This is a genomic window from Polynucleobacter sp. AP-Reno-20A-A9, from assembly GCF_018882085.1.
In the GTDB taxonomy this organism is placed as follows: Bacteria; Pseudomonadota; Gammaproteobacteria; order Burkholderiales; family Burkholderiaceae; genus Polynucleobacter.
Map to the genome: position 1 here is coordinate 1 of NZ_JACVPB010000014.1, position 12896 is coordinate 12896.

General features: G+C 47.1%; 14 protein-coding genes. 6 read left to right on the top strand and 8 right to left on the bottom strand.

The window, feature by feature from the left end; all coding sequences use genetic code 11:
- Both ICN39_RS09920 and ICN39_RS09925 read left to right on the top strand, forming a co-directional pair.
- On the top strand, nt 1-96 hold a 96-nt coding region (locus tag ICN39_RS09920), incomplete at its 5' end, for an IS3 family transposase (protein ID WP_216233278.1).
- Between the two features lie 142 nt (nt 97-238).
- The gene (locus tag ICN39_RS09925) at nt 239-1618 is read left to right on the top strand and encodes an APC family permease (RefSeq protein ID WP_216233874.1); all 1380 of its coding nucleotides are present in this window, start codon (nt 239-241) and stop codon (nt 1616-1618) included.
- 10 nt (nt 1619-1628) lie between these two features.
- Here the strand turns inward: ICN39_RS09925 and dut are convergent, their stop codons facing one another.
- From dut to ICN39_RS09950, 5 genes are read right to left on the bottom strand one after another with little or no spacing between them, the layout of a single operon-like run.
- Nucleotides 1629-2078 carry a dUTP diphosphatase gene (dut, locus tag ICN39_RS09930; protein WP_216233875.1) on the bottom strand — a complete coding sequence of 150 codons (450 nt, stop codon included), beginning with the start codon at nt 2076-2078 and terminating at the stop codon, nt 1629-1631.
- A 20-nt stretch (nt 2079-2098) separates the two neighbouring features.
- Complete coding sequence (gene coaBC, locus ICN39_RS09935) at nt 2099-3310, bottom strand: bifunctional phosphopantothenoylcysteine decarboxylase/phosphopantothenate--cysteine ligase CoaBC (protein ID WP_216233876.1); 1212 nt, start codon at nt 3308-3310, stop codon at nt 2099-2101.
- A 9-nt stretch (nt 3311-3319) separates the two neighbouring features.
- Complete coding sequence (gene lspA / locus ICN39_RS09940) at nt 3320-3811, bottom strand: signal peptidase II (protein ID WP_216233877.1); 492 nt, start codon at nt 3809-3811, stop codon at nt 3320-3322.
- A 10-nt stretch (nt 3812-3821) separates the two neighbouring features.
- Entirely contained in the window at nt 3822-6701 is a 2880-nt protein-coding gene (ileS, locus tag ICN39_RS09945) for an isoleucine--tRNA ligase (protein WP_370623732.1), read from the bottom strand.
- Complete coding sequence (locus ICN39_RS09950; protein ID WP_216233879.1) at nt 6676-7626, bottom strand: bifunctional riboflavin kinase/FAD synthetase; 951 nt, start codon at nt 7624-7626, stop codon at nt 6676-6678. The genes ileS and ICN39_RS09950 overlap by 26 nt, the downstream gene beginning before the upstream one ends.
- Nucleotides 7627-7665: 39 nt before the next feature.
- Here ICN39_RS09950 and purN point away from each other — a divergent pair, with 39 nt between their 5' ends.
- The 3 genes from purN to ICN39_RS09965 are packed head-to-tail and all read left to right on the top strand — an operon-like array spanning nt 7666 to nt 11073.
- Complete coding sequence (purN, locus tag ICN39_RS09955) at nt 7666-8295, top strand: phosphoribosylglycinamide formyltransferase (protein ID WP_216120406.1); 630 nt, start codon at nt 7666-7668, stop codon at nt 8293-8295.
- The gene (locus ICN39_RS09960) at nt 8292-9851 is read left to right on the top strand and encodes an RsmB/NOP family class I SAM-dependent RNA methyltransferase (RefSeq protein WP_216120408.1); all 1560 of its coding nucleotides are present in this window, start codon (nt 8292-8294) and stop codon (nt 9849-9851) included. Before purN ends, ICN39_RS09960 begins: the two co-directional genes overlap by 4 nt.
- Before the next feature lie 28 nt (nt 9852-9879).
- Nucleotides 9880-11073 (top strand): acyl-CoA desaturase, encoded by a 1194-nt coding sequence (locus ICN39_RS09965; RefSeq protein WP_216120410.1) that lies wholly within the window; start codon nt 9880-9882, stop codon nt 11071-11073.
- A 91-nt stretch (nt 11074-11164) separates the two neighbouring features.
- Here ICN39_RS09965 and rpmG read toward each other — a convergent pair whose 3' ends face one another.
- The 3 genes from rpmG to radC all read right to left on the bottom strand — a co-directional run bounded on the left by rpmG (nt 11165) and on the right by radC (nt 12417).
- On the bottom strand, nt 11165-11332 hold the full coding sequence (gene rpmG, locus ICN39_RS09970) for a 50S ribosomal protein L33 (protein WP_015421876.1): 168 nt from the start codon (nt 11330-11332) through the stop codon (nt 11165-11167).
- Nucleotides 11333-11343: 11 nt separating this feature from the next.
- A complete protein-coding gene (gene rpmB, locus ICN39_RS09975) occupies nt 11344-11577 on the bottom strand; it encodes a 50S ribosomal protein L28 (protein WP_011903570.1) in 234 nt (77 codons plus the stop codon).
- A gap of 144 nt (nt 11578-11721) precedes the next feature.
- Nucleotides 11722-12417, bottom strand: coding sequence for a DNA repair protein RadC (radC, locus tag ICN39_RS09980; protein WP_370623731.1), 696 nt, complete (start codon nt 12415-12417; stop codon nt 11722-11724).
- Nucleotides 12418-12447: 30 nt separating this feature from the next.
- Between radC and ICN39_RS09985 the strand changes: the two genes are divergently transcribed.
- On the top strand, nt 12448-12894 hold the full coding sequence (locus tag ICN39_RS09985) for a peptidylprolyl isomerase (protein WP_072582845.1): 447 nt from the start codon (nt 12448-12450) through the stop codon (nt 12892-12894).
- The last annotated feature ends 2 nt before the right edge of the window (nt 12895-12896 follow it).

Genomic DNA, 12896 nt, shown 5'->3' on the forward strand with positions numbered 1-12896 from the left:
GAATATATCCACTACTACAACCATGATCGAATTAAGCAAAAACTAAAGGGACTGAGCCCGGTAAATTACCGAACTCAATCCCTCGTGCTAACCTAACTAAACTGTCCAACTTTTGGGGGTCAGTTCATACGGGTGGCTTTTCTTATTGCTCTTTTGCAAGCAAAGCGCCGAAGTTGGTCGTTCTAATTATTTAAGAATAGAATCGCTTCTTTAGGCAACTGATGCAATATTTCAATATATGAGTTCATCCGATGGTTTGGCAAAAAATTCACTAGGCGTATTTGAGTCAATCATTATGGGTATTGCGGGGACTGCACCCGCCTTTAGCGTTGCCGTAACTAGTGCCGCTATTGTTGCCTCAGTGGGTGTTTTATCTGTAGGGAGCATTTTGTATTGTGGCCTCATTATGTTTGGGATCACCTTAGCCTTTATTCATTTGAGCAAGATTCAGCCTAATGCTGGTGCTGCCTATGCTTGGGTGGGGCATGTTTTTGGACCTGCTTGGGGATTCTTTGCTGGCTGGGGTTTATTGATTGCCTCCATTTTTTTTATGGTTTCGGCAACGATTCCCGCGGCTAGCTCCACCTTACTTCTTATCGCTCCTAATCAGGCTGAAAATACCCAACTCATTTCAATAATAGCTGCCGTCTGGTTGACGGTGGTTTCCTTGATTGTTGGGCGTGGAATCAAGCATTCGAGTTTCATGCAAATTACGCTTACTCTTTTTGAATCGGTAATTTTATTTACGCTCATTGCTGGTGGATTAATTAGTTACTGGTCGCATCCAGCGCACCCGCCTTCTTTTGTATGGATTTCTCCGCTCTCATTTTCTCCGCAATTATTTGCTACGGGCGCTCTTACAGCAATCTTCTTCTTTTGGGGTTGGGACGTCACCATGAATTTAAGTGAAGAGAGCAAGGGCGGGCAGAAAAATTCAGATGGGGCTGCAGGTAAGGGAGCATTTTGGTCTGTACTAAATATGATGCTTTTCTTTGTGCTGATGATGGTTGTGGTTCTTCTGGTCTTAACCGATCGTGAAATTGCTGACTCTGGTACTAATGTGCTTTTTGCAATTGCCAATAAATTATTCCCAGCTCCTTGGAGCTATCTTGCAGTCTTTTGCACCATATTTAGTACGGTCGGAACAATCGAAACTCAGATTTTGCAGTTCAGTCGCAGCATGTTTGCAATGGCACGAGATGGCATGTTGCATCCAGTCTACGCAAAAGTGCATGACCAATATAAGACGCCTTGGGTAGCTACTTTTGTTATTTGGTTTTTAGGGGTGATATTGCTTTTTTCCTCATCCTTCATGCCCTCAGTGAAAGCGATCTTGACCAGCTCTATTTTGGCAATTGGATTTCAGATTTGTTTTTATATGAGCTTAACTGGCTTTGCTTGTGCATGGCATTACAGGAAAAAACTCAATGCCGGCCTCGGATCCGCCATGACATACGTCATATGGCCTGGGTTCTCAGGCGCATTCATGGTCTTTGTTGCTATTTATAGCATTCCCACTTTTGATGCATTCACCATCATGATGGGGGTTGGAGGTTTGCTTCTTGGTTTCTTGCCCTTAGCGTTTAGTCGCAAAAGAGTCATGAATGCCGCCCCTTAGAATTTTTTGCTTAGGCGCGTCCTGTGCTGCCAAAGCCACCGGCACCACGACTGCTTTCAGTGAATTCTTCAACGACTTTGAGCTCTACTTGTTGTACAGGCATGACAACCAATTGAGCTAAGCGCTCCATCGGCTCGAGCTTGAATGGAGTGGAGCCACGATTCCAGGTGCTCACCATGAGCTGACCTTGATAGTCAGAGTCAATTAAGCCAACCAGGTTGCCAAGAACGATGCCATGTTTATGACCTAGGCCGGAGCGCGGCAGGATAAATGCAGCATAACGCGGATCTTCTACGTAAATCGCTAACCCAGTCGGCACAAGTACCGTTTGACCGGGGGCAATCTCAATTGCTTCATCAATACAGGCCCGCAGATCTAAACCAGCACTGCCCGGAGTACCGTAAGTTGGCAATTGGTTGCGCATACGTTCATCGAGAATTTTGACTTGGAGAGATTGCATGATGTTCCTAAAACAGGGATTTAAATTTTCTTGGCAACTAACTGAATGAGTTGACGTGCTAACTGCAGTTTTTCTGCCTTAGCAATTTTTTTGCTGCCGCTGGCATCAATTACGAGTAATTGATTAAGATCGCTGCCAAATGTATTGGGACCAATATTGCCAACAACCATTGGTATGCCTTTGCGCCGACGCTTCTCATCAGTGTGCTTTTCTAAATCGGATGACTCTGCTGCAAAGCCAACGCAATAGGGGTATGGTTTACCGCCTTTGGTTTTAACTGCCTTAGCAACATCCAAAAGAATGTCGGGGTTAGCCGAAAACTCAAGACTAGGCGCTTGATTGCCTTGGCGCTTTATCTTTTCTTTGGCTGGTTTAGCGATGCCCCAGTCAGCAACGGCAGCAACTGCAAAGAAGATATCGCAGTCAGTTGCATTCAGAGTGGCTGCATGCATTTCTTTGGCACTAACTACGTTAGTACGGGTAATTTTTCCGGTAGCTGCAAGCGGGGTATCAAGATCACATGGCCCGGCAATTAAATAGACTTGAGCGCCAGCCTCAACGGCAGCCCTTGCAATTGCAAAACCCATCTTGCCTGAGCTGTGATTAGTGATGCCGCGCACTGGATCAATTGCTTCAAATGTGGGGCCGGCAGTAATCAATACTTTTTTGCCGGCCAATAATTTTTTCTGAAAGAAGGCAATAACTTGTTCGGTAATTTCGGCGGGCTCTAGCATTCGGCCCATACCGATTTCACCACAAGCTTGGAAACCACTAGCTGGGCCAAGGAGGGTAACGCCATCGTCAGAGAGTCGCTTCACACTTCTTTGGGTAGCCGCATGCTCCCACATCTGTTTGTTCATTGCTGGTGTGAGTAGCAGAGGGCAATCTCTTGCAAGGCACAGCGTAGTCAATAGGTCATCAGCTAAACCCAGGGATAGCTTAGCCATGAGATCGGCGCTTGCGGGAGCAATCAGAATGGCATCTGCAGAACGAGATAACTCAATATGTGCCATATTGTTTGGAATGGTGCTATCCCATTGACTCAAGTAAACCGGATTGCCTGTGAGGGCTTGCATCGTTACGGGAGTCACAAATTGCTGCGCAGCCTCAGTCATCACCACTTGTACAGACGCGCCTTCTTGCATCAGTTGACGGGCAAGCTCAGGAGCTTTATAGGCCGCTATCCCGCCGGAGATTCCGAGGACGATCTTCTTGTTGATAAGTGATTGCATGGCGCCAGCTTAATGGGATTGGGCAGATTTGCCAAATGACTTGCGTAATTCACCCCAAATAATGAGGGCGGCGCCGATGCAGATGGCGCTATCGGCAATATTAAATGCAGGCCAATGCCAGCTGCCGTAATACACATCAATAAAGTCGACTACGGCACCATACATCACACGATCTAAGACGTTGCCTAGTGCGCCACCCAGAATGAGGCTCAAGGCTACACAGAGTAGTTTGTCGCTTTGGCTTTTATTGAGCATCCAAATAATATAAATGGAGGCTGCCAGTCCAAGTACGGTGAAAAACCAGCGCTGCCAACCAGAGCCCTGAGCCAGAAATGAAAAAGCTGCACCAGGATTAAAGAGAAGTAACCAGTTTAGAAATGGAAGAACTGGCTCTGGTACACCCATTTGCAAATTACTTAATGCTGACCACTTGCTCAGTTGATCTAGTAATAGCACGATGATTGCAATTGCTAGATAACGAAGCAAAGAGAGACTTTTCATATGAGGGTTCTTATGCAAACAAGCGGTGATCACCATCACCAAACAGATTACTAATGCAGCGACCACATAGTTCTGGATGGTCGGCATTGCTTCCTACATCTTTGGTGTGATGCCAGCAGCGTCCACATTTTTTGTATTGGCTACCGCGTACCAAAACCTCTAGACCCTCATTGCTAAGTTCAATGTTGGCGCTAGAGGTGATGGTTACAAAGCGCAAATCATCTTCCAATGAGTGCAGGATGGCGAAATCAACGTCACCTACTTTGATCGTGAGCTCAGCTTGCAGTGACGAGCCTACATTGCCTGTTTCGCGCTCAAGCTCAATTGCTTTAGTAACTTCAGAACGAATTTCGCGAATACGATTCCACTTGGCAAGTAATTCATCGGCATGAGCAATCTCAGGAAACTTACCAAACTCTTCCATGAAGATCGATTCTGCAGGCTTGCTGCCTGAGCCATGGGGAAAGTCTTTCCAGGCCTCCTCTGCGGTGAAGGAGAGGAATGGTGATAGCCACTTTAAGAGATTACGGGTGATATGGAATAGGGCGTTCTGAGCAGCGCGGCGGTCAGGAGAGTCGGGTGCGCTCGTGTAGAGGCGATCCTTCAGAATATCCAAATAGAAGCCGCCTAAGTCCTCGGAGCAGAAGGACAGCATGCGAGCTACAGCTGGTTGGAATTCGTATGCTTTGTAATGAGCTTCAGTATCGCTCTGCAATTGATTGGCAAGAGCAACTGCGTAGCGATCAATCTCAAGCCACTGCTCGGCAGACATGGCGTGTTTGCTAGGATCAAAATCTGACAGGTTGGCTAGCAAGAAGCGCAATGTATTGCGTATACGACGATAGCTTTCGGTTACGCGCTTGAGAATCTCATCCGAGATTGTCATTTCACCGGAGTAGTCAGTTGATGCAACCCACAAGCGAATGATTTCAGCGCCGAGTTTGTCGGCAACCTGTTGAGGCGCAATAACATTGCCTACAGACTTACTCATCTTGCGTCCTTGGCCATCAACCGTAAAGCCATGGGTAAGGAGCGCCTTGTATGGTGGCTTACCATCGAGCATGGCGCCAGTCAGTAATGAGGAGTGGAACCAACCGCGGTGCTGGTCTGATCCCTCTAGATATAGATCTGCCAAACGACCGTTTGGGGTTTCTGCATCAGCAGTGAGTAATTCATTGCGGTGTGAACCACGAATGACGTGCCAATGGGTTGTGCCAGAGTCAAACCAAACATCTAAGGTGTCACGATTCTTTTCGTATTGCGCAGCTTCTTCACCCAATAGTTCAGCAACTTCGAGTTTTTGCCAGGCTTCAATACCTTCTTTTTCGACGCGCTTGGCGATCTCTTCTAGCAGTTCAACAGTACGTGGATGTGGCTCGCCACTTTCTTTGTGAACAAAGAAAGCCATTGGAACACCCCATTGGCGCTGACGTGACAAAGTCCAATCAGGGCGATTGGCAATCATGCTACTTAAGCGTTGTTTGCCCCATGCTGGGAAGAACTCAGTGCTATCGATCCCTGCTAATGCAGTCTCACGCAAACTGGCTTTGCCATCAGACGGCTTCTTATCCATGCTGGCAAACCATTGCGAGGTAGCGCGATAAATAATCGGCGACTTGTGACGCCAGCAATGCATGTATGAATGAGTGTAAGTTTTATCGCGTAACAAGCTGCCTGCTTCGCGCATTGCTTCAACAATCTTCGGGTTTGCTTTCCAGATGTATTCGTTGGCGAATAGCGGCAACCATGATGCGTACACTCCATTGCCCATGACTGGATTCAGGATGTCCTTATCAGCAAGCTTATTGGCTTTGCAAGATTTAAAGTCTTCCTCGCCATATGCAGGAGCGGAGTGAACGATGCCGGTACCAGTATCCAAAGTAACGTACTCAGCAGGATAAATTGGGGAGAGACGCTTATAGCCTTCATGTAATGGGGCTAATGGATGCCAGAAGGAGATATTCGCAAGCTGGCTGCCAGCACAGGTGGCAATGACTTTGCCCTCTAGGGCATAGTCTTGCAAACAGATTTCAACACGGTCTTTTGCCAGAATCAGTAACTTGTCACCAATATCAACTAATGCGTAAGTGAGCTCTGGATGGACATTCATTGCCTGGTTAGCAGGAATGGTCCAAGGGGTTGTTGTCCAAATGACAATTTGGCCTGGTTTGTTTGGTAGCTCAGCAAGTCCAAATACTTTTGCCAGCTGTGGGCGCTGCGCATCATCAAAGGCAAAACCTACATCCACCGTGGGATCAGTTTTATCTTGGTACTCTACTTCGGCTTCAGCTAGTGCGGAGCCACAATCAAAGCACCAGTTCACTGGTTTCAAGCCACGGAAGACATATCCTTTTTCCCAGATCTTCCCAAGGGCCCGGATTTCATCAGCCTCGTTGCGGAAGTTCATGGTGAGGTAAGGATTATTCCAATCCCCTAATACACCTAAGCGTTCAAAATCTTTCTTCTGCTTCTCGACTTGGACGTGAGCATACGCACGCGCTTTAGATTGCACTTCAGCAGTTGGTAAATTTTTACCAAACTCTTTTTCAATCTGAATTTCAATCGGCATGCCATGGCAATCCCAGCCAGGAACATACACAGAGTCAAAGCCCATGAGCCAGCGTGACTTGATGATCATGTCCTTCAGAATCTTATTTACTGCGTGTCCGATATGGATATCCCCGTTTGCATACGGAGGACCATCATGCAAGATGAATTTTGGTTGATTGGCATGGGCCGCACGAATCTTTTCGTAGAGCTTATTCTTTTGCCAGCCAGCCACCCATTGTGGTTCGCGCTTAGCTAGATCTCCTCGCATTGGAAAGGAGGTATCTAGAAGATTAACGGGATAAGAGTTTTCTTTTTCAGACATAAGCTTTTTTCTGGAAATAATTTCTGGCATGCGCTGCATCTGCTGCAATCGCTTGTGTAAGGGTTTCGAGGTCTGGATACTTCGCCTCATCACGGATTTTTTCTAATAGTTCTACGGTGATAATTTTTCCGTAAACATCCGCGTTGTAATCAAAGATGTGAGTTTCTAGCAATACTCTGCCTTCATCTTCCACTGTTGGTCTGACGCCTAAGCTGGCCACTGCGGGGAGCGGTTTGTTTGTCAGACCTAAAACCTGTGCGGTAAATATTCCAGTAGTTGCTGGCTTGCGATAATGGAGGTGATTGGCAACTGCTAAGTTCAAAGTAGGAAAGCCAAGTTGACGCCCAAGTTTTTGACCATGAATCACGTGCCCAGAAATTCCATAGGGACGACCTAATAATTTTTCAGCTTGTTGAATGTCACCACTAGCTAATGCAGCACGCAAAGCAGAGCTTGAAATGCGTTCACCATTTTCTTGAATAGTTTGGATGCTAGATACTTCGAAGCCATATTTTTCACTAGCAGCTTTTAAGCTAGCAAAGTTTCCTGCGCGTTTTGCGCCATAGCAAAAATCATCACCAATCAAAATCCATTTGGCGTTCAGACGTTTGACAATAATTTCTGAAACAAATTCTTCAGGCGACAGTTTGGCAAAAGCAGAATTGAAATGTTCAACAACAACGCGGTCTATACCAAGTTCGGCAAGGGCGGCTAATTTGTCACGCAAATTGAGAATGCGTGGCGGTGCTTGTTCGGGAGAAAAGAATTCTTTTGGGTGCGGCTCAAAGGTCATTACACAACTGACTAGACCTCGATCCTTGGCGCCGTTAACCAGTTCCTTGAGTAGGGCGCGATGACCCCTGTGCACGCCATCGAAATTACCGATGGTTAGGGCACAAGCTGGTCCTGCAGAAAACTGGGTGGGGCCACGGAATACGTTCACAAAATCGCTTTCAGGGTAGCCATCAATTATATTGTGGGCATGCCTTCTATCGTCACCTTAATCTCCGGCCGCGGATCTAATTTCGAGGCCATCGTCAAAACGGCTCAAAAAGAGCACTGGCCAGTCACTTTTGCTGGGGTTATAGCGAATCACTCAGCGGCTAAGGGCCTTGATTTTGCTCGTTCGCAGGGCATTCCCGCCTTTACCATTGAGCATAAGGAGCACGCGACCCGAGAATCCTTTGATGCCGCCTTAATTAAGCAGATTGATGCCTTAGGGGCTGATTTGGTGGTTCTTGCGGGCTTTATGAGAATTTTGACACCGGGCTTTATTCGCCATTTTGAGGGTCGATTGATCAATATCCACCCAGCCTTATTACCCGCCTTCCCCGGTTTGCATACCCACGAGCGGGCTTTAGAGGCTGGAGTGAAGGAGCATGGTGCCACCGTTCACTTCGTAAATGAGGGTGTAGACGAGGGCCCCATTATTTGTCAGGCCTCAGTTCCAGTGCTGGAAAGTGACGATGCTGACACCTTAGCTGCCCGTGTTTTGTCTGCTGAGCATCAAATTTACCCGCGGGCCGTAAAATGGTTCCTTGATGGACGATTGCGCATAGATGGTAATCAAGTGAAGTTACAACCCCCGGAGTCGCAATTTTTTAAATTATGAGTGCAGAACGTCCACCCCGAAAATCTGGTAGCAGATTAGCCCCCCACAAAAGTTACGCGGCTAAATCGAAAGATCCGCTGCGTCGTCCCGAGCGTCGCAACGCTAGCGGTAATTTAATTGCACCAGAAGGTCAGAAGAATTTCTCGAATGCAAAGGCATTGCCACAGCATGCAATTCATCTTGAGCGTTTACTTCCCGAATTGCTTAGTTTTGAACAGCCAGCTGACCGAGTAGTCAGTCGTTATTTCAGAGAAGAGAAGCAACTCGGAAATCGCGATCGTGCGTTGATTGCCGAGAGTGCGTTTGCCATTTTGCGCCGTAAGAATGAGTTCTCCCAATTTGCCTCAAGTGGCGAAGGCTCTCAGTCTAGACGCCTAGCCCTATTGGGTTTGCTGTCCGCTCTGTCTGAAGGCGGATTGGGTTCTGCGAATCGTGCGGAGAGTGCAATTGCTGACTTAGCGCATGTACTAAAGCCCGGTGAGTATGAGTGGCTACAGCGTTTTGCAACAGTTGATCCTACGGCATTAAATCCTCTCGTGCGGAACAATCTGCCAGAGTGGTTGTGGGATGCCTTTGGAAAATATCCCGGTGAAGAAGCTCGCGAAGATTTGGCTAAATCATTAATGCATCCAGCACTGTTAGATTTGCGCGCGAACACCATGAAAACCAATCGCGAAGAGCTGCTCGTGCAGATGAATGCATTGGGTGGTCGCTATCAAGCAATTCCAACTCCTTATGCGCCTGATGGTGTGCGCATTATGGGTAAGCCTGCTCTGCAAAATACCCCCGGTTTTAAAGCGGGCATGTTTGAGGTTCAGGATGAAGGTAGTCAGCTTTTGGCCTATTTACTCGCGCCTAAACGCGGTGAGATGATTGTTGACTTTTGCGCTGGAGCTGGCGGCAAGACTTTGGCCATTGGAGCGATCATGCGCTCTACAGGGCGTTTGTATGCTTTAGATACATCAGAGCGTCGTTTGGCGAATTTGAAGCCAAGACAGGCCCGTAGCGGCCTTTCAAACGTTCATCCTGTGTGGATTGATAGTGAGAATGACGCCAAGATCAAGCGCTTGGCAGGCAAGATTGACCGTGTTCTAGTGGATGCCCCTTGTAGCGGTATGGGTACCTTGCGACGCAATCCCGACCTGAAGTGGCGCCAGACCCCTGCCGGAGTCTTGGAGCTCAATCAGAAGCAGATGAATATCTTGACCTCAGCCGCGCGCTTGCTCAAACCAGGTGGACGCTTGGTTTACGCCACTTGCAGCCTCTTGCCTCAGGAGAATCAGGCGATTGCCGAAGATTTTTTGGCAAAACACCCTCAATTTGAGGCTGTTCCAGCAGCTGAAGTGCTTAAGCCATTGTTTCCAAAGGATAAATTACCGATAGGCTGTAGTTCGGATAATCCTTGGTGGCAGTTGTGGCCCCATATTCATGGAACAGATGGCTTTTTTGGAGCTGTATTTCAGAAAAAGGCTGCTGCCCCAGTTGTCGAGTCAGAAAAAGACCCTCAAAAAGAGACTAAGGTCAAAAACAAGAAGACCCCTAAAGAACTAAAATAGAGTTTTAGACCTCCTTAGGGATTCCCTTTTGAATACAGCTTCAAGTTTTGATTTGTTCCTCCATTGGCTAGCTAATGGATATTTAGATTGGTCTTGGTGGCAGATTACCGTCTTCACTCTGGTAGTGACTCACATCACGATTGCTGCGGTGACGATTTTCTTGCACCGCTGCCAAGCGCACCGGGCTTTGGATCTGCATCCAATCATTTCCCATTTTTTCCGCTTTTGGCTTTGGCTAACCACAGGCATGGTAACCAAAGAATGGGCCGCCATCCATCGCAAGCACCACGCTAAATGTGAAACCATTGATGATCCTCATAGCCCACAGATTTTGGGAATCAATACAGTGCTATCTCGCGGTGCTGAGCTCTATAAAAATGAAGCAGCCAATCAAGAGACCTTAAATAAATTTGGTCACGGCACTCCAGATGATTGGATCGAGCGCAATATCTACTCTAAGTTTTCTTGGCAGGGCGTTGCCATCATGCTCATCATCGATGTATTTTTGTTTGGCGCAATCGGCCTAACAGTTTGGGCAGTGCAAATGCTCTGGATTCCGATTACTGCAGCCGGCATTATTAACGGCATTGGCCACTATTGGGGCTACCGTAATTTTGATAATGAAGATGCTTCCCGAAATATTGTTCCTTGGGGTATTTTGATTGGCGGTGAAGAGTTGCATAACAATCACCACACCTTTGCAACGAGTGCGAAGCTATCAAACAAATGGTATGAGTTTGATATTGGTTGGATGTATATCCAGATCATGAGCGCAGTTGGCTTAGCTACTGTGAAGAAGACTCCTCCTAAGCCGGTGCTGAGTGATTTGCGTCCTGCTGATCATAGTACTTTAGAGGCCATCATTGCGAACCGCTATGAAATCATGGCGCGCTACAGTAAGACATTGCGCAACTTTTTTAGTAATGAAGTCCAGCACATGCAGGTCTTGGCTGCTCACTTAGGTGATGCTCGCACTTGGCTGGCTAAAGATGAATCTCGTTTGACTGAGCAAGAGAAAGCAAAGCTTGAAGAGCTCATGGCGAGCAATGCTCAGCTACGCAAGATGATTGAGATGCGTCGTGATCTACAAGCTATCTGGGGCCGCTCTAACGCTACCAAAGAACAATTACTTTCTCAGCTGCATGCTTGGTGTCAGCGTGCCGAAGACAGTGGCTTAACAAGTCTGCGCGAATTCTCTTTGAGATTACGTCGTTACGCTTAAAAGAAAAATTTCGAACTCAGTGCTTGGAAGAATTTCTAGGCAATAAAAAACCCGCTGATGAAGCGGGTTTTTTATTTGCTTGAAGTAAAGATTACTTTAGCTTTGTTTCTTTGTAAGCAACGTGCTTGCGAATGGTTGGATCGAATTTCATGATCTCCATTTTCTCAGGCTTTGTACGCTTGTTTTTTGAAGTTGTATAGAAGTGACCAGTACCTGCTGATGACTCTAACTTGATTTTTTCTCTGCCGCCTTTAGCCATTTGTGCGCTCCTTAAATTTCGCCACGTGCACGAAGATCAGACAACACAGCATCGATGCCGTTCTTGTCGATAACGCGCAAACCAGCATTGGTTAAGCGCAAGCTAATCCAACGGTTTTCAGATTCAACCCAGAAACGACGGTTTTGCAAATTCGGCAAAAAGCGACGCTTCGTTTTATTGTTTGCATGGGATACATTGTTGCCAACCATCGGCTTCTTCCCAGTGACTTGGCAAACTTTTGCCATGACATAACTCCATTAATTGCGAAAAGAAAAGATTGTATCAGTCTCAGCCTATTTTCGGCTAGCCCTAAATGGCTTTGTTTGGGGGGAATTGGGCATAAAGTGGGTATCCAGGTGAAAAATAGCCTATCAAGTTAGCATTTACTATCATTTAACGTCAATATTCATAAGACCAGAGTCTGAAAATGAGAAAAAACCGCCGCCACTCACAATACAGTGGTCCAGGAGCTGAATATCTACCAGCTGCAAGGCGTTTGCTAGCACCTTGGTGAGTTTTCGATCTGCATCGCTAGGTAATGGATTGCCGCTGGGGTGATTGTGAGCCACGATCAAGGCGCTAGCATTCTTAGCAAGGGCTTCTTTCAGGATTTCACGGGGGTAAATGGCTGTTTGGGTAATAGACCCCCGAAAAAGCTCATCACACTCAATCAGGTGAAGGCGGGAGTCTAAGTACAGACATAGAAATACCTCATGGGGGAGGCGGCCAATTTTGGCCTGCAAGAACTCTCTGACGTGGTTAGGCGACGAAAAGATGGGGTCATGGGTCAGGCCATCTTCTAGGCTTCTCTTCACTAGCTCATATGCCGCCTGAATTTGAGACCACTTAGAAAGCCCCATGCCATGGAGGCGCGTGAATTCTTCAGAGGTACTGGCCAAAAGTCGAGGTAGGCTTCCAAAGTGATGCAGCAGATCCTTGGCGAGGGCGACAGCACTTTTACCCTTAACCCCAACCCGCAAAAAGATGGCAAGTAGTTCCGCATCAGAAAGAGCCGCTGCGCCATTTAGGCGCATTTTTTCTCGAGGCTGCTCATTTTTTGGCCAGCCTGTAATGGGGGAGTGCACAGCCAGCGCAGGCCTAGATACAATCACCTTATGACTAAGCTTACTGTTTTGCCTAATTCCTATCTGACCCTCAACTATCGGCTCACTTTGCCCAGTGGGGAGGATTACATCAACACTTTTGTCGATCGTCCTGCGACGGTTTTGATGGGGTCTGGACAATTTGCTCCTTGCTTTGAGAATGTTTTGCTAGGTTTGGGTGTTGGTGAGAAAAAAAGTGCGCTTCTTGCACCAGAAGAAAGTTTTGGTGAGCGTAAAGAAGATTTAGTGCAATGGGTATCTTTGAAAGCGCTTAAAGAAGGCCGCGATGACGATGTGGAATTTAATCCTGGGGATGTGATTGAGTTCAATGCACCAGGCGGCGCTCAATATGCGGGCGTGCTGCAATCGATTAATGAAGAGGGTGCTTGGTTTGACTTTAACCACCCTCTGGCAGGAAGGCCGGTGACATTTGAAGCAGAGATTGTGGCGATTTTGTAAAC

What these genes read in the sequence shown, in the direction of transcription:
- lspA (WP_216233877.1), bottom strand. Translation starts at nt 3,811, where the DNA reads ATGAAAAGTCTCTCTTTGCTTCGTTATCTAGCAATTGCAATCATCGTG.
- rpmG (WP_015421876.1), bottom strand. Translation starts at nt 11,332, where the DNA reads ATGGCTAAAGGCGGCAGAGAAAAAATCAAGTTAGAGTCATCAGCAGGT.
- coaBC (WP_216233876.1), bottom strand. Translation starts at nt 3,310, where the DNA reads ATGCAATCACTTATCAACAAGAAGATCGTCCTCGGAATCTCCGGCGGG.
- ICN39_RS09985 (WP_072582845.1), top strand. Translation starts at nt 12,448, where the DNA reads ATGACTAAGCTTACTGTTTTGCCTAATTCCTATCTGACCCTCAACTAT.
- dut (WP_216233875.1), bottom strand. Translation starts at nt 2,078, where the DNA reads ATGCAATCTCTCCAAGTCAAAATTCTCGATGAACGTATGCGCAACCAA.
- rpmB (WP_011903570.1), bottom strand. Translation starts at nt 11,577, where the DNA reads ATGGCAAAAGTTTGCCAAGTCACTGGGAAGAAGCCGATGGTTGGCAAC.
- purN (WP_216120406.1), top strand. Translation starts at nt 7,666, where the DNA reads ATGCCTTCTATCGTCACCTTAATCTCCGGCCGCGGATCTAATTTCGAG.
- ICN39_RS09925 (WP_216233874.1), top strand. Translation starts at nt 239, where the DNA reads ATGAGTTCATCCGATGGTTTGGCAAAAAATTCACTAGGCGTATTTGAG.
- ICN39_RS09960 (WP_216120408.1), top strand. Translation starts at nt 8,292, where the DNA reads ATGAGTGCAGAACGTCCACCCCGAAAATCTGGTAGCAGATTAGCCCCC.